The 18,462-nt window shown below is 62.0% G+C and carries 14 protein-coding genes; 11 read left to right on the forward strand and 3 right to left on the reverse strand.

Features of this window, described 5'->3' with window-relative positions; genetic code table 11:
* Positions 1–5: 5 nt before the first annotated feature.
* A complete protein-coding gene (locus tag DFR29_RS21420) occupies positions 6–1,052 on the reverse strand; it encodes a hypothetical protein (RefSeq protein WP_133820690.1) in 1,047 nt (348 codons plus the stop codon).
* Between the two features lie 199 nt (positions 1,053–1,251).
* Positions 1,252–2,214, reverse strand: coding sequence for an SOS response-associated peptidase family protein (locus DFR29_RS21425; RefSeq protein WP_133820691.1), 963 nt, complete (start codon positions 2,212–2,214; stop codon positions 1,252–1,254).
* Positions 2,215–2,774: 560 nt separating this feature from the next.
* Between DFR29_RS21425 and DFR29_RS21430 the strand changes: the two genes are divergently transcribed.
* From DFR29_RS21430 to DFR29_RS21450, 5 genes are all read left to right on the forward strand, one after another.
* Positions 2,775–4,841, forward strand: coding sequence for an ATP-dependent nuclease (locus tag DFR29_RS21430; RefSeq protein WP_133820692.1), 2,067 nt, complete (start codon positions 2,775–2,777; stop codon positions 4,839–4,841).
* The gene (locus DFR29_RS21435) at positions 4,838–6,634 is read left to right on the forward strand and encodes a UvrD-helicase domain-containing protein (protein WP_243746135.1); all 1,797 of its coding nucleotides are present in this window, start codon (positions 4,838–4,840) and stop codon (positions 6,632–6,634) included. The genes DFR29_RS21430 and DFR29_RS21435 overlap by 4 nt, the downstream gene beginning before the upstream one ends.
* Before the next feature lie 102 nt (positions 6,635–6,736).
* Entirely contained in the window at positions 6,737–7,006 is a 270-nt protein-coding gene (locus tag DFR29_RS21440; protein WP_133820693.1) for a hypothetical protein, read from the forward strand.
* A 433-nt stretch (positions 7,007–7,439) separates the two neighbouring features.
* On the forward strand, positions 7,440–9,005 hold the full coding sequence (locus tag DFR29_RS21445) for a hypothetical protein (protein ID WP_133820694.1): 1,566 nt from the start codon (positions 7,440–7,442) through the stop codon (positions 9,003–9,005).
* A 727-nt stretch (positions 9,006–9,732) separates the two neighbouring features.
* The gene (locus DFR29_RS21450; protein WP_133820695.1) at positions 9,733–10,227 is read left to right on the forward strand and encodes a JAB domain-containing protein; all 495 of its coding nucleotides are present in this window, start codon (positions 9,733–9,735) and stop codon (positions 10,225–10,227) included.
* Between the two features lie 157 nt (positions 10,228–10,384).
* On the opposite strand, the gene DFR29_RS21455 is transcribed toward DFR29_RS21450, so the two are convergent.
* The gene (locus DFR29_RS21455) at positions 10,385–12,130 is read right to left on the reverse strand and encodes a hypothetical protein (protein WP_133820696.1); all 1,746 of its coding nucleotides are present in this window, start codon (positions 12,128–12,130) and stop codon (positions 10,385–10,387) included.
* A gap of 361 nt (positions 12,131–12,491) precedes the next feature.
* Between DFR29_RS21455 and DFR29_RS21460 the strand changes: the two genes are divergently transcribed.
* The 6 genes from DFR29_RS21460 to DFR29_RS29360 all read left to right on the forward strand — a co-directional run.
* A complete protein-coding gene (locus DFR29_RS21460; protein ID WP_133820697.1) occupies positions 12,492–12,881 on the forward strand; it encodes a DUF6573 family protein in 390 nt (129 codons plus the stop codon).
* A 354-nt stretch (positions 12,882–13,235) separates the two neighbouring features.
* A complete protein-coding gene (locus tag DFR29_RS21465) occupies positions 13,236–13,793 on the forward strand; it encodes a hypothetical protein (RefSeq protein ID WP_133820698.1) in 558 nt (185 codons plus the stop codon).
* Between the two features lie 189 nt (positions 13,794–13,982).
* Positions 13,983–14,648, forward strand: coding sequence for a site-specific integrase (locus tag DFR29_RS21470; RefSeq protein ID WP_166654258.1), 666 nt, complete (start codon positions 13,983–13,985; stop codon positions 14,646–14,648).
* Positions 14,645–15,016 carry a helix-turn-helix domain-containing protein gene (locus DFR29_RS21475; protein WP_166654259.1) on the forward strand — a complete coding sequence of 124 codons (372 nt, stop codon included), beginning with the start codon at positions 14,645–14,647 and terminating at the stop codon, positions 15,014–15,016. The genes DFR29_RS21470 and DFR29_RS21475 overlap by 4 nt, the downstream gene beginning before the upstream one ends.
* 386 nt (positions 15,017–15,402) lie before the next feature.
* Positions 15,403–17,688, forward strand: a complete 2,286-nt coding sequence (locus DFR29_RS21480; protein ID WP_133820701.1) for a type VI secretion system Vgr family protein — start codon at positions 15,403–15,405, stop codon at positions 17,686–17,688.
* Positions 17,689–17,718: 30 nt separating this feature from the next.
* Positions 17,719–18,462: DUF6531 domain-containing protein (locus tag DFR29_RS29360; protein ID WP_243746136.1), on the forward strand; the 744-nt coding region annotated here is incomplete at its 3' end.

Genomic DNA, 18,462 nt, shown 5'->3' on the forward strand with positions numbered 1-18,462 from the left:
ACTCCTCAGGAAGAGTGAGTCAAAGTCGCCGACAAATAGCGTCTGAGCAGGTCGAACAGAGGAACCGTGGGCAATGTCCGTTCATCCACGTTCTCACCGTGAAACAGCCGGTTTCTGAGTTTTCGAACGGAGTCGAAAATCTTCAGTTGGGTTTCGACTTCGTCCCGCGACCACACCGGAAACAGCCAGGCTGTCGCCAGCAGGAACTGGCGGATTGAGCGCCGATTGTGGTCGGGGTCTTGCCGTTCGACCTCGACCAACACTTGAAGTGCCGGGATTCCCGCAGGCAGCGCGGCGCGGTTCACAAGCCCGGCCGTTTTTCCAATAAGGATTTCGAGCGCGCACCAGGCATGAAGGAAGCGGAGTAGGGGATCGGAGCTGCCTGCGACCATGCGTCGGGACAGGCGAGCAACCGCAGCAAGTTTCGTATCATCCAACAGCGCGCACGCACGAGCCTGGATGTCCAGTTGGTCATCATTGGGCAACGCGCGAGACACCGACAAATCGCCAAACGCCGTCGCGGATAGCGACTGAACCTGCCGGCCATCGTCCAACAGTCCAACGACGGACTCCCCTAACTGTTCGAAGCGCGGTGTCCATTCGAACGATGTCGAGAGCACCGTCATCAACGCATCGACGTCCCTTTCATGCGCTTTTTTCAGACCTTCAGCGTCGAACAACTCCCAGCCGAACACGTCGTCGTCGATGACGACCGCGCCGTCAGGATTCCCTATGTCGCCGTCCAGCACTCCATCGACGACAACGACGACGAACCACGCGGAGGCAACCTTATCTCGCCGCTCGACGGCAACTCGACTGAGTTCACGCGCGATGGCCGCGTTGTCCCACCCGCTGGCGTTGCGATACGGGCCCCCGCCGAGCATGTGGTTGGCCACGAGCATTCGGCGGTCGAAAACTCTCAGGTAGTCGGCAGGGTCAGTGGTGAGAACCAGCCGGCGACCGGCATGGTTGACCAACTCGCGGGTAGTTGGTTGAGAAGGGAAGCTCCAGCCGCCCTGCATGCGCCACGCTGAGGTATAGCGGTACTTCATGGGAGCATCCCGAGGGACTCATGCCAAGTCTAGCGACTGATCGCGCGAACTGTATCTGCCCGCGAAAAATCCACCTCCGCAACTCCCATAAGCGATGTAGATGTATCACCGCGAAGGTACGGTCCCGGACTCTCTATCCGCGCAGAGGCGATGCGCATCGCCGTCGGAGCCAAAGGCCGATCCCGAATGGTGCACGACTTCAGGCAGCCAATCGGTGCTCGTAATACGGTCGAGCGCGGTCGTCGAGGATGGCGTACTGCGCGGCGAGGTTCTTCGGGTCCGGGTTGAGCCAGGCGTCGAGGTGGTGTTCCTGGATGGGGATGATGCATCGGTCGTGGCCCGCTGCCGCGATCTCGGGGGGAGGTTCGTCGGTGATGGCGGCGAAGCTGTAAAGCTCCTCATCGCCTTCGACCCAATGCGACCACAGGCACGCCACGAGCATGACCTGCTGGGGCTGGGGTCGGAACTCCAGGACCACGTTCTCCTCTTGCTCGCCCGGCGCCAGTTCGCGGCCTTCGACGGCGTGCTTGGCGACGTTCTCGAAGAAGGCGTTGGCCAGCATCACGCCGTGGCGGTAGCCGAAGAGGTCCCGCCAGAATCCTTCTAGGTTGTCGCGGCGCGCGTTGTACGTCCCTGGGAACTTGCGGTCGAAAAAGGCCGGCTTGCCGACGGGCCTGCACTGGTACCGCATAGGCTTGATGGTTCGCCGGCCGTTCTCGAAGACCACTATGGGCGCGTACCAACCGGGGAAGATGCGGCCGTCTTTTTCCTTAGGTTCCGTGCGCTTGATGTCGGCCATCCGGCCCAGCGCCTGGTCCACCTTGTTGGTCGCGATGCGCTTGCTTTCTGAGGCGGCCTTCGTGGGCTTGGTGGCGAGCTTCCGCTCGGCGTCGGCCAGCCGCTTGCGCTGGGCGAACACCTCGGTTTCGAGTTTGGCCACCTGCAGCTGGTTGTACTCCGTGATGAGCGCGGGAATTTCGGGCGCCTGGGGAACCGCACCGCTGAGGAACCACCGGTCCAGGGCCTTCGGGACACGGATGGGGAGTTCGCGCTGACGATCCCAGTACAGGCGGACGAAGTCTTTGATGTTCATGGCCTCGTCCAGCCCCACCACTCGGACGTAGCGGTTGTAATCGGCCACGACTTGGGCGCTGTAGCACATCCCGGCGACTCCGATGGCGAAGACGGCAAGCTACACCAACGAATGCCTGGAGACGTGAAACGCCCGCGTTGACGAACCCCGAAGCCGGACTCGACGGTTTCGCTCAGGGATATTCCGGTCCGAGTGGCATCGGGGCACGCCTCTGGCACGCCGCGAGGTAGCTCACCGCGCGACCCTGGTCAATGCGGAGGGCTTAAGCCGGACGGGCGACGAGTGAAGCGTGGCTGCCCACCGAGTCGGACCAGACGCGCGCGGCGTTGGCGAGCAGGCAGCCCCCCTGGTCGAACGCGCGATAGCTTGGCGGCCGCAGCTGCTCCGCCTTCAGTAGGGCGGATGCAGCACGGCCCACAAGGCCGGGGTGCCGTCTGTCAGGCGACGCGGCCCGTTTCCCTCCACAACGCGCACAGATGCTCGGTCCACTCGTACACTTCGGACAGCCGGTGGAAGTTGGCCGGCTGGACCGGATTTCGCCTGTGAGAGTTTGGCGCGTGTCGCGACAGTCAATGAGTGCCAAAGCGCCCAAGTGAAAGCGGGCCGCGCTCGACGACCAGGGGAGTGGAATGCGCATCGAAAAAGTGGAAGTAAAGAACTTTCGTCTGCTCAAGCACGCAACCCTACTGCTCGAAGAGCAAGCCACCGTCGTCGTGGGGCGGAACAACAGCGGCAAGACATCACTGACGGAACTGTTCCGCCGCCTGCTGAAAGACACCACGCCGCAGTTCCGCCTGGAAGATTTCGCGCTCCCCGTGCATGCAGATTTCTGGACCGCTGCCCAGAAACTGTCCGGTGGGGAGTCCTTGGACGATGTCCGGAAAGCGTTGCCGTGTATCGAGGTGCGGATGACGTTCCGGTACTCAGCCACCGAAGAACTCGGACCGCTGACCCCGTGCGTTGTCGATTTGGACGAGGCCTGTTCCGAAGCGCTGGTGGTCGTCCGTTTTGAGCCGCGCGACGGCACCCTGGCCGACCTCCTCGCGAAGGAGGGGCCGACGGACGCCGCGATTGACCTGCAGCGGGACCGATTCTACCGAGCGCTCCAAGACCGCATCGGCAAATCGTATGGGTGTTCCGTACACGCCGAAGACCCGAACGACTCCACGAACAGGAAAGAACTCGACCTGGGCCATCTTCGGGCCATCGTTCGGGCCGACATCATCACCGCGCAGCGCGGGTTGGACGACACCACCGCCCGAGACCGGGACGTGCTCGGAAAGATTCTGCAAGACCTGTTTGACTCCGCCTCCGCGGAAGGAGCAGACAAAGCCGGTAAGGATCTTATCGACGGGCTGACGCAGGCGGTCGATGGCATCCAGGAAACCCTTCGATCCCAGGTGGAGACCCACCTGCAGGGGCTGCTGCCGCACTTCGAGGTTTTCAACTACCCGGGGTTCAACAACCCCGACCTGACGACGGAAACCGGATTCGACGTGGCGCGGCTGCTTCAAAACCACACGAAGGTCCGCTACCCGGGGGCGCACGGCCTGACGTTGCCGGAAACCTACAACGGACTCGGTGCGCGAAACCTCATCTACATCCTGTTGCACCTCTACAGCTTCTTCAAACAATTCCAGGTGGCACCCGCTGCTCCGGCCGTCCATCTCGTTTTTATTGAGGAACCGGAAGCGCACCTCCACCCGCAGATGCAAGAAGTGTTCGTGCGGCAACTGGAGGTCATCGCGAAGAAATTCGCCGAACTCAACGGCGGCGGGGACTGGCCAGTTCAGTTTCTCATCTCCACGCATTCTTCCCACATCGCAAACTCTGCGCCCATCAACGCGCTCCGGTATTTCGTGGCGGGTGCGGAAGCTCCAGCATCATCCTGGCGGGCGGCGCGGATCAAAGACCTGCGTGCAGGTCTGTCGGGCAAGGCCGCCGACGACCTGAAATTCCTCCAGCAGTATCTGACGCTCACCCGCTGCGATTTGTTCTTTGCCGACAAGGCCATCCTCATCGAGGGTACCTGCGAGCGGCTGTTGCTGCCGGTCATGATGCGGCTGGTTGATGCCGAAGACGCGACGGCTCCGCAATTGGCCAGCCAATACTTCACGGTACTGGAAGTGGGTGGGGCGTACGCGCACATTTTCGATGACTTGCTGACGTTTCTCGAACTGCCGGCGCTCGTCATCACCGACATCGATGCCGTTGATGGCGACGGGGAGGCTTGCCCTGTCGCCGGCGGTGAGAAATCGAGCAATGCCTGCATCAAGGCATGGTTTGACGGAAAGTCTTCGAAGCCAAGCGACTTGGTTGCGTACGTGGAAGCTGATCGTGTTAAGGGCATCAAACGCCTTGCTTATCAGATTCCGGAAGGCGACGGCGAGCCGTGCGCCCGGAGTTTGGAAGACGCCGTGATGCTCGCCAACAAGACCGCGTACGGCCTTCAGAACGTTCCAGCGGCAGACCTCGGCCAGCGGGCCGCGGACCTCGCCAAAAAGCAAAAGAAAACGGAGTTCGCCCTGAAGTTGGCGCTGGGTAATCAAGCGTGGAGTGTGCCGCGGTACATCGCTGAAGGCCTACGCTGGCTGGCCCGGACGAATGCACCCGAGTCGCCTGCGCCGCCACAGCCGCTACCACCGCCGGCAGCGGTGGCCGCGGCGATGCCGGCAGCAACGGGAGCGACCGCGTGAACCACTCGGCTCCGCTCAATCCCGCGCAAGCGGAGGCTGAAAAGGCCATGGCCCAACTGTTTGAGTGCATCCGCGCCGGGCAGAGTTTCGTGTTCGAGGCCGGGGCGGGCGCCGGCAAAACCTATTCGCTCATCGAAGCATTGGAGCGGTTGCTGGCCGAGCGCGGGCGCTCGTTGGTCCGCCAACACCAGCAAATCGCCTGCATCACGTTCACCAACGTGGCGAAGAACGAAATCGACACGCGCACGGACCGCCACCCCGCGGTGTACTCGGACACCATCCACGGTTTCTGCTGGTCGCTTCTGAAAGACCAACAAAGCGAACTACGCCGGCTGGTTCCCGAGTTGAAGAAGTGGCCGGAGCGCCTGGCGGAAGCCGGCGAAATCGGAACCCGACAAATCAACTACGAACTCGGCTTTCCGCATGTCGAAGACGACGGCCTCTCCTTGAGCCACGATGACGTGCTCGACCTGATGACGGCCTGCCTGGGCAAGCCCAAGTTCAGGCGCATGATGACGGCCCGCTACCCCATCCTGTTCATCGACGAGTATCAGGACACCGATGCGGACTTTGTGAATGCGTTGATGACCCACTTCTTGGGGCAGCCGGGGGCGCCGCTCATCGGCCTCTTCGGAGATGGGTGGCAAAAAATTTACGGCGACGGATGCGGCACGATTTCTTACGACGGCTTAACGCCCATCGGCAAGGGAGCCAACTTCCGCTCGGTCCCCGCCGTGGTGAATGTCCTCAACAAGATGCGGCCCGAGCTGCCCCAGGCCGTCGAAGACGAAGACGCCCCGGGCAGCGCGGTCATCTATCACACGAACGCCTGGACCGGGGCGCGGCGAACGGAAGCCCATTGGAAGGGCGATGTCAGCCCGGAAGCGGCGAAGGCCTACATGGAGCGCGTCAAAGCACTTCTAACCGAAGACGGGTGGCGCTTCGAACCGGGTGAGACCAAGGTGCTGATGCTCACGCACAATTTGCTGGCCCAGGAGCAGGGATACGCCGGGATCGCGGCCGTCTTCGGGGGGCGTACGGACGCCTTCGTGAAGAAAGAGGATGCCCACATCGCGTTCCTGGTGGACGTCGTGGAGCCTGCATGCGCGGCCTTCGCGGCCAAGCGGTACGGCGACATGTTCGCGAGACTGGGTGGTTCGGTGCCCCAGATCACCAGTCCCCAACGGAAGGCGGCCATCCGAGCATCCATGGAGCGCCTCGTGGCGTTGCGGACAACCGGCACCATCGGTGAGGTCGTCGACTACCTCCGTGCCGAGGACGGCTTTCATCTGCCGGAAAAGGTGGAAAGTAAGGAAGCGAACTTGCTGAACGCTGTAGACAAACCAGCCGGCACGACTCCGTCCGAAGCCGAGGCCGCTGAAGAGAAAGAGGGCGGCGAGCAACAGTCTGCGACATGGATGGAAAGGCTTCGTCAACTGCGGCAGGTCCCCTACGCCGAAATCGTCGCACTGGAACAATTCATCAACGGAATGACTCCCTTCGCTACCAAGCACGGCGTCAAAGGGGCGCAGTTCAACAACGTGCTGGTGGTCGTCGGCCGAGGCTGGAATCAGTACAACTTTGACCAGATGCTGGCCTGGGTAAGCAAGGGAATTCCGAGGGGAAAGGAAGCCACGTTCGAGCGAAGCCGCAATTTGTTTTACGTGGCTTGCTCTCGGCCACGGAAAAGGCTAGCGGTGCTGTTTACCCAGGAAGTTTCCCCGTCCGCCATGGATACTCTCAAGTCATGGTTTGGTGCGGGTAGCGTGCAAGAAATGTATGACGTGGGTTAACCCGAGCAGACTGTTTTGGGTGGACCATCTACGGAAATCAGACCGACTAGGTGCCTACAAGCGGGTTAGTCCAAACGGACCTGGTCCGCCCGGAGAAAATACATGGCTAGCTCAGAAGTTGTAACCGCGCAGGGGCTTTTAGGCTTGGGGGTTGAGCTAAAATTCTTCTTGCTGTGTGTATTATATGGCGCGTTGATAGCGCTTCTTTTAAGGCTTGCACTCGGAAGAGCCTTGGGGGCAATTGTTTCTTTGGTGGCCGTACTTGTAGTTTGTGGGATAATTTGTCTGGCTGCTTCTGTAGGCCCACTTTGGTGGGCTTATTTCCTTGTCGCGCCAATCGTTGGTGTTGTAGTGGTTATGGCTTTTCCCTAGATATTTCTCTAAAAAAGAAAATTGATTAGGCTTATTAATTCGCGTACAAGAACGACAGAAGAGACAATTATAACTGTGGCAAAAGAGTATGGCGCCGCTAAATAAATGGCCCATTCGAGGCACTTGAACCAGGGCGGCTTTCTTCTCTCGACATCGATACTCCAACGTTGCATGCGCTCATGAAGCGATCCGGGCTGTGGCGGTATTGGCTGCAGCCATCTCATCGTCCCATGCGGCAAGCGATTCGAAGCCGGCAGGCAATGAGGTTGAGAGCTATGCGGAGGGAAGAGCATTGACGGGACGGAGCAGTGAGGGCAGTCACAACCTAACAGGTAACTGACGCAGCGCAAGATGATCCGGCGAGGCTGTTTTTTTATTCAAACCTTTTTCATTCGGCGTCGCTAAGACTTTTTGTACACCAGGTGGCCAGGCCATGGACGAACGCATCGCACGCCTAAAGACGCCCCAGGATGCCCACAACCTTGCGGCGAACGCAAAGCGATTGGGGCGTCCGGACCTGGAAGCAGAAGCCCTGCAGCGCGCCAGCGAACTTAAGGCTGCAGAGGAGGGCTACATCAGCCCCGCCCAGCAAGCCATTGCCCTCGCTCTGTACGCTTACGAGGACGAGCAAAGTCGGCTCAAGGGCCGCACCTTCCGCGCGAACCGGACCCGCCAGATGCTGGAGCGACACGGCGTGCTGGCCGCAGCCGAACGAATGGTGCTGACCCGTAAACCTTCTACGGGCTACGAAGTGCTCGAAGAAGCGGGTCTTCAGGAACTCAGTTTCGAGTCCATCATCGACCGTTTCCCGACCGAGTTCTCACCCATTGCGGTGGAGGCTGCGCGGGCGCGGTTGGAAGGAAAGCCTTTGCCACGCGCCGTCAGACAGTTCGACTCACCAGCGAGTACGGCGGTGGACAAGCCCGACGAGTTGTTCCCTGTTTCGTCGGCCGTGCTTGACGATGAGGCACGAATTTTCGTCCAGGGGTGTGTTAACCCCAGTTCGTGGTTCCAGACCGGATGGTTGCCGGATTACCGCAAGGCGGTGGCAACCATTGCACGGGCAATGAAGGACAACCGACCCGAAGATGCGTTCGTAGCCGTCTGGCGGACTCAGGAAAACTCCATCAGCAGCGGCGGACAGGGAATGCTCAGCTACGAAACCGTAGATCGGATGCGAGAGGAGCTCATCCAGGTCATCCGCGACATCCACATGGATGGCAGCCCGGCGAACTTCGACCGCACCGTAGAACGCTTCGAAGGCTGGAAGACCGAAGGGCGCATCGAAAAGGTGCCGCGATTGCTAATCGCCCGTGCCTTTGCTGGCGTACATCCTGTCCTCTACCACACGACCGTGGATGGGGGCCGGCACACTCGGGCTTTGGACTGGTTTGTCCAGCACACTGGGTTTGTTATGCCTCGCTCGGACAGTTGGGCGGCTCGCGCTCGGGCATTGACGATGCACCTCGACAGGGCGGGAATCTTTGATGACGATCTCGCTCGAAACATGTTCCCCTGGTTTGTGATCGAACAGCTGAATGCGCGCATCCTCCCGCCCAGCGTCCCGCCCGGACACCGGCCCCGAGCGGCCCAGGCAGTTGCCCACCTGCCCGAGGCTACGCGCATCCTGGTGCTGAGGCACAACATCTTGCTCTCGGCTTTGTTCGAGTCCCTGGTGTCGGAGTTCGGTAGGGCGAGAGTTTGGACCGAATTCGCGACAGGGACCGGCGGTTTTGCCGATGCTGTCGCTTTGCGTCCCGACGGACGCTGGCAGGTCTACGAAATCAAGATTGCTGACACCGCCGCCGAGGTGGTCCGCCAAGCTATGGGTCAGTTGCTCGAATACGGCTTCCGTACGGGCGGTCTGGAGCCGTTAAAGTTGGTGGCCGTCGGAGAGCCCGCATTGGATGGCATCACAGATCGCTTCCTTACACGCCTTCGCTCGGAATTTAATCTCGACATCGACTATCTGCAGATCGATGTGCCGGCCCTTGCTTAAAGGTGCCCGCCTCGGATTCCTAATAGCGTCGTTGGCTTCAGTCGCTTGATCCGAGCGAGCCCCGCCTCCGGCTCCTCGTGGTCTATGGCAAGCATCTGAAACCCAGAGTCCTTCCAGAGCCAAGCCACTGCGTCGGACCGCGCCACCCGCAGCAACGCTCGGGCGGCCATCTCCAAAAACGCTTCGTATAACGCTGGCAAGGAATGGCTTTTGCGGTTGGTTAGCGGGACATTGGCCGCATTCGAGAGGAGTAAACGCGCTTTCTCCAGTCTTCGCAGGCGGTGTCTTCCACGTTGATGCCGTGGTAGCGCCAGTTGCCGAACACCCGGGCGTCGTTCCCCGTTCCCGGATTCGCTACGAGTCCCGCGTGTTCAGGCAGCCCCGCACCTTGCCGCAGTCGGCCTTCCAGTCGAAATCTAGGCCGTACAAGACCTCCCCCACCGCGTGCCCGCGGCCTAGGAACCCCGGCAGTTTGCCGCAGTTGCAATGGCAGCGAGTCCGGAAGGCGCCGCATTCGAGCATCGGAATTTTCCGACTGAAGAGTGGGGCAGTGTCCGTTCCACGCGGACCAGGAGTGCGCACGACGGTGAGTAGCTTCGCCCCGTCGGCGGGAAGCGCAACACGGGTGTGTGCTCCACGGTGTTTCGCCGCTGCGCGTGCGCGTCCCTCGGTTCGACGGGGCTGCCGGAACTCACCGGCGCACCCCCTCGCGCCGCGGAGAACCGACATGGGCTTCATCCGCCAACTCGACGGCACCTACCGATTCCAACGCCAGCGCACGCCCGTCGCCGAATGCGACATTTTGGCCGCCGCGGAAGACATCCTGCGGCTCAGGCTCGAACGCCAGGGCGCCATCAAAACACCCCGCGACGCCGCCGAGTTTCTGCGCCTGCGAATCGGTCATCTGGTCCACGAAGAATTTCACGTCCTCTGGCTCGACACGCGCCACCGCATCCTGGCGGTGGACCGGCTTTTCAGCGGCACGCTCGACGGCACGGCGGTGCATCCCCGTGAGGTCGTCCGGCGCGCCTTGGACGTCAACGCCGGCGCTGCGGTGCTGGCCCACAACCACCCTTCGGGCGTTTGCGAACCCAGTTCGGCCGACCTGCTCATCACCGAGGAGTTGAAGAACGCGCTCCGGCTCGTCGGCGTGCGGCTGCTCGACCACCTGATCGTCGGTGCCGGAGCCACCGTATCGCTGGCGGAGCGGGGCGCGATGTAGCGCCCCCACAGGCCTCATTAGTCCTTCCGCCCGGGTCTTTGCCATCAGCATGCTGGGCCACTCGTATGAAGACTGCGGTCGGCGGCGCGATCGATAAGAAGGCGGAGCAGACCGAAAATTCTGCGGGTCAGAGACGCACGTTGTGATGGCTTTGTGGTCAGAGTGGTATCTGATGCATTACCTTGCCAATCGAAAGCAAGGACGACGCCCATGCGCTCATGAGCTGGAGCCCTTGATGGTAGAACGACACACTTGCATCGATTCCTGTGCGGGAGAATGCATCGCTCAAGTCGCTTTTTGGCAGGTGAGCATCCGATAACCGCAGGTCGTAAATTCCCGAAAGCGGAGTGAGCAGGGCGTACGCATTTTCCTCGCCCACGTCAAGGGCAAGCAGCCGTTCCACGAGTTTCAACGAACGGCTCTTGTCGTCCTTGGCAGTGTTGAGGGCTTTTTTCAATGCTGTTTCGTCAAAGAGGTCGGCTGTAAGCCGAGCGACATTTTTGGCGAGCGCAAGCAGCGAGGTGTGGTCCCTGGCCTTGAAGCGGTGCGTTGCAGCGACCAGTTCGGCCAAGTCGGAGCGGTGGCGGAACAGCGCAAACCCGTATCGTGCCTGACAGCCTTCATCGACCCATTTCATGAGATCTAGGATTTCGGCTTCGGGAGCCTTGGTTTCGGCCGGTTCCGTGCGAACCTGCGCTGAAACCAGCTCTTCGCTCACACCGCCTTCGGGCGAAACGTTCCTGGCAGCCCACAGGCGCCTCTGCCACTCAGGGAGGCGGGCAACGTCATGAGCGTAGACCGTAACGTTCCCTATGGTATTCATCCCGAAGTGAACACGCTCGCCAGAACTCATCATCAGACTGGCGGTGTCCTGCGAATGCCATTTTAAGGATGAGCCTTTCTGCGCAAGTACCTCTAGAACGACGGTAGGGCTGAACCAGAGCCAGCGGCCAATGTCTTCATCGTTGAGATCGTCCGCGTTCGCCAACGTCCCATCAGCTTCGATGAGGAAGCTGACGGCTGAGGGCACCTTGTCCCCGCGCACCCTCCTGCTGCCGGCGGCCGGTTCGATCCATTCGGCGCTGAAATTTTCTCCAGAGTATTGATGAAGGGTCGTCCCGCTCTGTTCAACGCCCCATGTCTTTCCATCGGTGTTTTCTTCGGTTTCTTCGCCCAGCAACGGCACGTCGCTATCCATGTCGTCGGTCCGCCACATCTTGAATACCGCGACGCTGCGACCAACCGGCATGCCGCCCTCGAAAATTTCATGGGCCATACCGACGAAACGTCCGTGCTCGTCCTCGATCTCGTGGGGAGTTTCTGGCCAATTGACGATGTCGGCCTTCGTTTCGACGCACTGGCGGATGCGAAACTTGAACAGTCGCAATGCCATGTTTCGAGCGCACAGGTAGTCCCGCAGGGCCTCGGAACGTATCTCGATCCCTTCGGGCGCGCCGTTCTGGTCGGTCATCAGGCGAATAACCTGCTCGAAACCTTCTTCCGGCGCGACCCAGACGTTTCCCTCTCTTACCACGCGCAAAGCCATGACCAAATCTTGGTGGACATGCCAAACGCTCTCGGCTCCCGAATACTCTTGGATCAGTACGAGTTCCAGAGCGGTCTCGTCCTCATCGTAAAACCGTCGTTTGCCGGTTTCCGTATAGGTTTCATCGTCGATGGTAGGGCCCGAACCGGCATCGACGTCCTGCCATGTCAGTTGCTCGCCTTTGGGCCGGAGGCCTGTTGGGAAGGCGAGCGAGTAAACGGATTCAACATCTTCCGTATAGCCCGCATGCCCTCGCTGGCCGCTTTCGGTAGTTCGGTACCGGTATAGGGGTATCCACGCATCTCGGGCGAGCCTGCGGCGGCGCAGAGCAGCCATTTCTAGCCATTGCTGGTCCATTAAATCCCCTGGTACTTTTGCGGCCGGGCTGCAATCGGAATCTCGAATCAGAATAACTGGCCGGGGGCAAGTTCAGTAGTAAACGTCCCGACGAAGAATCCCCAAGGCATGTCTGGTAAGACAGTGGGCGTTCTCTCACCGCTAGCAGGCAGAAACAGCCCTCGCGCTCGGCTTCCCCGGTCAAGGGCCGGCCCACGGCCCGAGTCGTCGCTCCCTTCGGTTGCTCAAGCCCGCGCCAGCCGTGGGCCTGCGGGCGTTCGCCCGCTCCCTTGACCGCGCCTCCCTCCGGGCGGGGGTTCGCCCATGCCGGGCATCGGGACCCCGATGCCCGGGGACCGAGCCAACCGATAAGGAGCAAGGCATGTTTACCCCTGATGACGTGATCCATACCTACACCCGCCGCGAAGCCTTGGACGATGGGGTGCTCATGGACGCCGGTGCTATGTCGCTGGAAGCAGGGTTCAAAGTGCCGGTCGCGCTCACCGCCCGAGTGTGGGCGACCTGCGTTGGCTGGGGCTCCGACGAGAAAGTGCCGCAGGACGAATCGGGCCGACTGTGGGATGTTCTTTGGATGGCCTCGCTGGCCGCCCGAGCGGCAGCCCGCCGGGGCGATTCTGGGCGAGTTGAGTTCCAAGTGCTGGTGGTGCCGCGGGGCGGTCGCCGCCCGCGTTTGACCCGGTTGGCCCTGCTTTTGGGGCCGGGCGACCACGGCGAACCGGTCGCCACCATCTTGGCCCCGGACGAGGACTGACTGGAGTTGGTCATGGGGGTACCGGCGGCATCTCTGCTGCTGGTACCATCCCGCCCGCTCGCACAAACGCCTCGCACAAATGAGGCCGGAAACTGTGACCGCTCAAGGGCTTACGGGTGCTGGGATTCGCACTAGGTACAACTGATCCTAGTCTCCCAGCCATCACGTCTAAGCCCTTGAGAAATCAAGGGCTTTTTCGTTTCTGGCCTTTCACCGCCTCGCACACGCGCCTCGCACACATTGGAGCGCCGAAATGCGTCTGGCCCACCACCTGGTTCGCCCCCGGAACGGCATCTACTACTACTACCGGCAGCGCGTTCCCGTGGAGCTGCAACCGGCCCTCGGCGGCTGCGCTTGCTCGCGCAGACCGCGTTGCCTCCGATGGCGGCTCCGACCCCTGCACCCGCCGTCGTGCCGGTCCCGGCGGCGACGCCGGTTCTCCCGAAGCCCGCAGGCCTTTCGTTGTCCGCGGCGATCCAGCTCTACACCGAATCCGAATCACCCACGCTCAACCCCAACACCTGGTCGCAGCGCCAACGGGCGTTCGATTCGCTCAAGGCCACGCTGGGCGAAGCCACGGCGGTTTCCACGATCACGCGGGAACAAGCCGGCGAATGGGCGCACGGCTTGATCACGCGCGTCCCGAGCGACGGCGGGAATCCGATGACGAAGAGGACCGCGGCAAACACGGTCTCCCACGCGGCGCAGCTGTTCGTGTTCCTCGCCAAACGCGGCAAGTTCGAAGGCACCAACCCGATCAAGGGTGTGGTCGTGATGAGCAAAAGGAGAAGGCCGCGCGCCGTGCTGCCGGTTTCCGGTGGGAGCCGTTCGAGCTCGATGCCCTTCAGCGCGTCTTCGATCCCATCAACCTGTCAAAGGTTGGAACGGAGCACACCCGCTGGGCGTTGTTGATCGGGCTCTACACGGGTGCGCGCGTTGGCGAGGTCGCCCAGCTGTATCTGCGGGACTTCGTGAAAGAAGGAGGCACCCCGTGCGTGCGGTTCACCACCGACAGCGACGGGCAGATGGTCAAAACAGAGGCTTCCAAGCGCCTCGTACCGCTGCATCCGGACCTGATCGAGCTGGGGCCTGTGGGGGCGTGTGGAGCGGCTGCGCGAGGTCGGGGAGGAGCGTCTGTTCCCGGGCATGCGGGTCGACAGCAAAGCCGGGACGGGCAACGCGATTTCGAAAGGGTTTGGGCACTACTTGAAGCAGCTCAAGATCGGTCCGCGCCGCGCGAACGGCACGGTGGGCTTTCATTCTTTGCGTAAGACGGTGATCGGCGGCGCGTTGCTGAGCAGTGACGAGGGTGGACGGGACGTGCCGGTGGTACGAAGAACGCGCCGCCGGTCGTCTCGTCCGAGACGCCGCACCTGCATCTGGTCGCCGCCACACGCGGCGAGCGCACTTCCTGCCGCGTGGCGCGCATTGAGGTCGCCACCTCCGCCGAGTTCGACGCCGCAGGTGGTCTGCGCGATGTACGGGATCAGCGCCGTGACGCCACCGGGCGCTGATCCCCTGACTGGCGACGAGCGGGCACCGGCCTCGATGTCGATGTATTTCGAGATCCAGCGGATTGCTGTCTTCGTTGCCGAAGCAGCCGCGCCGCGCGCCGCAGGTTTCGACCCTGCGCCGCGGTTACGCGTCGAGTTGCAGCGGGTGCTGCGGGACGTGCCGGAAGATCGAATTCCGCCGGAACTACGCGACGCGCTGCTGACTGGGTTGGTTCTCGGCGCAGAGGCGGCCGCCCGATGGCTGCCGGGATGAAGCGCACGTCCCTCCACACTCCGGAATACACTGCTCTGGTGGCGCTGCTGCGCGACCTGCGGCTTGAAGCCGGCCTGTCGCAAGCGGAGGCGGCGGAGAAGGTCGACCGGCCGCAGACATGGTTGTCGGCGTTGGAAGTGGGCGGGCGAGGCCTCGACATCCTTCATGTGCGGGAGCTGGTGGCTGTTTACGGGTTCGACTTCGCCGCCTTTGCGGTCCGACTTGAAGAGCGCATCAAGGCGCAACCCTACCGCCCGCCGCGCCGCAAGCGCGTGGACGCAGGCGTCAAAGCCACCCCGCAGCCTTCGAGCAAATCAGCCAGCAAAGCGGCTAAGAAACCGGGTCGGAAACGGCCGGATGGGCGTTAGGTTCCTCATCGAGACAACCCGATTGTCGTGTTATGGCATCGAAAATGGCGGAGTGCGTTTCGCGCAGATTCCGTTCGATGGTGGGTGTTGGCTGTCGTCCTGAGGGCCCGTCGCGGTCCTTGCGACCACGATGGCTCAAACTCCCGGTCGAGCATCGAACACTAACTACTTCGTTGGTTTTGTTCAGAATGTGGAAAATTGATGCGGGTTGAGAGGAGCGGCGCGCTGGTAGCAGTGCATCGAAACGCCGTGCACGGTCGCTGGAATGCCCTAAATTTCCTTTGCTACTCTGTGTGCGGGGAAACAGTTGGGGTGTTGGGAGTGCGGCTGCGGCGCAGCGCCACGAGCCTTGCTGGCCCGTACTTGCCGTTTCGAAGGGAATCGCTATGAACCGCGCGTTGAACGTCACCACCCCGCTGGGTTCCGAAGTGCTTCGTTTTGACAGTCTGCAGGGGCGCGAAGCGCTGTCTCAGCTGTTCGAGTTTCAGCTGATGCTGAAAAGCGACGAAAAGGGGCTTTCCGCGGACGATCTGTTGGGCCGGCCGATCACGGTGGACCTGGAGCTCGACGGGGGCGCGCGGCGGCACTTGAACGGTCAGTGCGTGCACTTTCGGTCGGCGGGACGCCGCGGCAAACAGCACTTGTACATCGCTCAGCTGAAACCCTGGTTGTGGTACGCCACACGGCGCAGCGACTACCGTATCTTCCAGGGCCAGAGCACGCCGGACATCGTCAAGCAGGTGCTGGCGATGTATCCGTTTCCCACGAAGTGGCTGATCTCCCGCAGTTACCGCCAGTGGACCTACTGCGTCCAATACAGGGAGACGGACGCGAACTTCGTGCAGCGCCTGCTCGAGCACGAAGGCATCTGGTTCTATTTCGATCATTCCGCCGGCGAGCACACGCTGGTGCTTACCGACGACATCGGCTTGGCCAGCCCGTATCCCGGCTACGCCAAAATCCCTTTTTACCCGCACGACCACACCGTGCCGGACAAAGACCACCTGCACGGCTGGGCCGCGGGCGGCAACGTGCAGAGCGGCAGGTATTCGGCACGCGACTACAACTTCGTCATGCCCAGCGCCGACCTGACCACGCTGCGCAACCGCCCCGCCGCGCATCCGCACGCGAGCTACGACATTTTCGACTACCCCGGCAGCTATCCGACCCTGGGCGAGGGCGACCCGTATGCACGTACACGCCTGGAAGAGCTGCAGTCCGGGCACAAGCGCAGCCACGGCGCCGGTCGTGCCCGCGGCCTGGCACCGGGCCGTCTGTTCACGCTGGAGCGGCATGCCGTAGGCGGCTACAACCGCGAATACCTCGTCGTCGGTGCCGACTACGATTTCAGCGACAACGACTACGAAGCAACCCAGGACAGCGGTGAGCATCGCCTGACCATTGCTGCGGAATTCCACCCGACCGACCAGCCCTACCGGCCGGAACGGCGCACGCCCAAGCCGCATACGATGGGTCCGGAAAGTGCCGTCGTCACCGGCCCCGCCGGGCAGGAAATCTTCACCGACGAGCACGGCCGGGTAAAAGTCCAGTTCCACTGGGACCGCTACGGCAGGAAGGACGAGAATTCCTCGTGCTGGATCCGCGTCTCGCATCCCTGGGCCGGCACGGGTTTCGGCGGCGTGCACATTCCTCGAGTCGGCCAGGAAGTGTTGGTCGATCACCTGAACGGCGACCCGGACCAGCCCATCATCGTCGGCCGCGTCTACAACACGAACAACCCGCATCCCTGGAACCTGCCGGCCAACGCGACGCAGTCCGGCTTTCTCACGCGCTCGTCCATGGGCGCGACCTGGCAGAACGCCAACGCGTTCCGTTTCGAGGACAAGAAAGGCGAGGAGCAGGTCTGGCTGCACGCGGAAAAGAACCAGGACATCGAAGTCGAGAACGACGAGACGCACTGGGTCGGCCACGACCGTAGCAAGACCATCGACCACGATGAAACCGTGCACGTGAAGCACGACCGTACGGAAACCGTCGACCACGACGAAACCATCACGGTGCACAACGACCGCACCGAGACCGTCGACGGCCACGAAACCATCACCATCCACAAGAACCGCACCGAGACGGTGGACGGTAATGAAACCATCACGGTCCACAAAAACCGCACGGAAACAGTGGACCAGAACGAGACGCTGACGGTACACAAGGACCGCACACGTACCGTGGACGGCAACGAGGCGCTGAAGATCGGCAAGAACCGCAACAAGAAGGTCGGCAAGAGCGAGACCGACAAGATCGGCAAGAACTGGTCGATCACGGTCGGCAAGATGAAGACCGAGACCGTCGGCCTGCTGCACATGGATTCGGTCGGCATTGCCCGCATGAGCAACGTCGGCCTAGCCTACAGCCTGAATGTCGGCGCCATGATGAACGTGGTCGTCGGCAAGAACCTCAGCAGCCAGATCGGCAAGAACCAGACCACCAAGGTCGGCACCAAGTACAGCCTCACGGTCGGCGGCAGCGAAGGCGGCGAAGGCGAGAAGAAGACCAGCGAAGTGCAGATCGACGGCAAGAGCATCGCTCTCAACAGCGATTCGATCCGGCTGACCGCCAAGCAGGAAATCGTACTCGTCTGCGGTTCCAGCACTATCCGTGTTTCGCCGGACAAGATCGAGATTCTCTCGACCCTGGTCAATATCAACTGCTGATACCGGCGCCGGTACAGTCGAGGAATCCACATGGCAGGCAAGCCCGCGGCGCGCATCGACGACAATGTCGGTGGCAGCAAGATCCTCAGCGGTTCGACCACGGTGTTTTTCGGGGACAACGCCGAGGGCAAGGCGGACAAGCCTTCGTCGTGCAAGCCCTCGACCGGCTGCCCGGTGAATCCGCTGCTGGGCGTGAAGCTGCTGCCGGCGGAAACCGATTTCGCGCTGGTGGCACCGTCGACGTTCGCATTCGCCCGCGGTTACCTTTCCAGCAATGCTCGCGTCGGCGTGCTTGGCCGCGGCTGGACCACGCCGGCCGACGGCATCGCGTTGCGCATGGAAGAGAACGCGACCGTGCTGATCGACGGGCAGGGCAGGCAGCTGCATTTCGGGCCCTTGGCAGGCGGCGAAGAACGCCATTCCCCCAGCGAGCAGGTCACCCTGCGCCGTGGCGGCGGCATCGAACCGTGGCAGGGGCGCTGGGCCGATGTACCCCCGGAATTGCGGCAGGATCCGCACTCGGTGTTCCTGCTCAGCGACGAAGGCTGGTTGCGCTTCACGCCCCAGGGCACCTTGTGGCGGCTGCAGGACATGGCGACGAGCTTCGGTTACACCACGCGCTTCGTCTGGAGCGAGTCGGGCGTGGTCAGCGAGATCCACGACAGCGCCGGGCGCTGCTATGCGTTGGTGTATACGCGGATACCTGTGGACGATGAAGCCGACGCTGGCCTGCGCCTGGTCGGCGTCGTGCTGGCCAACCGCCAGGGACCGCTG

The sequence above is a fragment of the Tahibacter aquaticus genome (assembly GCF_004363655.1).
In the GTDB taxonomy this organism is placed as follows: domain Bacteria; phylum Pseudomonadota; class Gammaproteobacteria; order Xanthomonadales; family Rhodanobacteraceae; genus Tahibacter; species Tahibacter aquaticus.

Excerpts from the sequence above, each read along its gene's own strand:
- DFR29_RS21420 (WP_133820690.1), bottom strand. The coding sequence starts at position 1,052 with ATGAAGTACCGCTATACCTCAGCGTGGCGCATGCAGGGCGGCTGGAGC.
- DFR29_RS21425 (WP_133820691.1), bottom strand. The coding sequence starts at position 2,214 with ATGTGCTACAGCGCCCAAGTCGTGGCCGATTACAACCGCTACGTCCGA.
- DFR29_RS21430 (WP_133820692.1), top strand. The coding sequence starts at position 2,775 with ATGCGCATCGAAAAAGTGGAAGTAAAGAACTTTCGTCTGCTCAAGCAC.
- DFR29_RS21440 (WP_133820693.1), top strand. The coding sequence starts at position 6,737 with ATGGCTAGCTCAGAAGTTGTAACCGCGCAGGGGCTTTTAGGCTTGGGG.
- DFR29_RS21445 (WP_133820694.1), top strand. The coding sequence starts at position 7,440 with ATGGACGAACGCATCGCACGCCTAAAGACGCCCCAGGATGCCCACAAC.
- DFR29_RS21450 (WP_133820695.1), top strand. The coding sequence starts at position 9,733 with ATGGGCTTCATCCGCCAACTCGACGGCACCTACCGATTCCAACGCCAG.
- DFR29_RS21455 (WP_133820696.1), bottom strand. The coding sequence starts at position 12,130 with ATGGACCAGCAATGGCTAGAAATGGCTGCTCTGCGCCGCCGCAGGCTC.
- DFR29_RS21460 (WP_133820697.1), top strand. The coding sequence starts at position 12,492 with ATGTTTACCCCTGATGACGTGATCCATACCTACACCCGCCGCGAAGCC.
- DFR29_RS21475 (WP_166654259.1), top strand. The coding sequence starts at position 14,645 with ATGAAGCGCACGTCCCTCCACACTCCGGAATACACTGCTCTGGTGGCG.
- DFR29_RS21480 (WP_133820701.1), top strand. The coding sequence starts at position 15,403 with ATGAACCGCGCGTTGAACGTCACCACCCCGCTGGGTTCCGAAGTGCTT.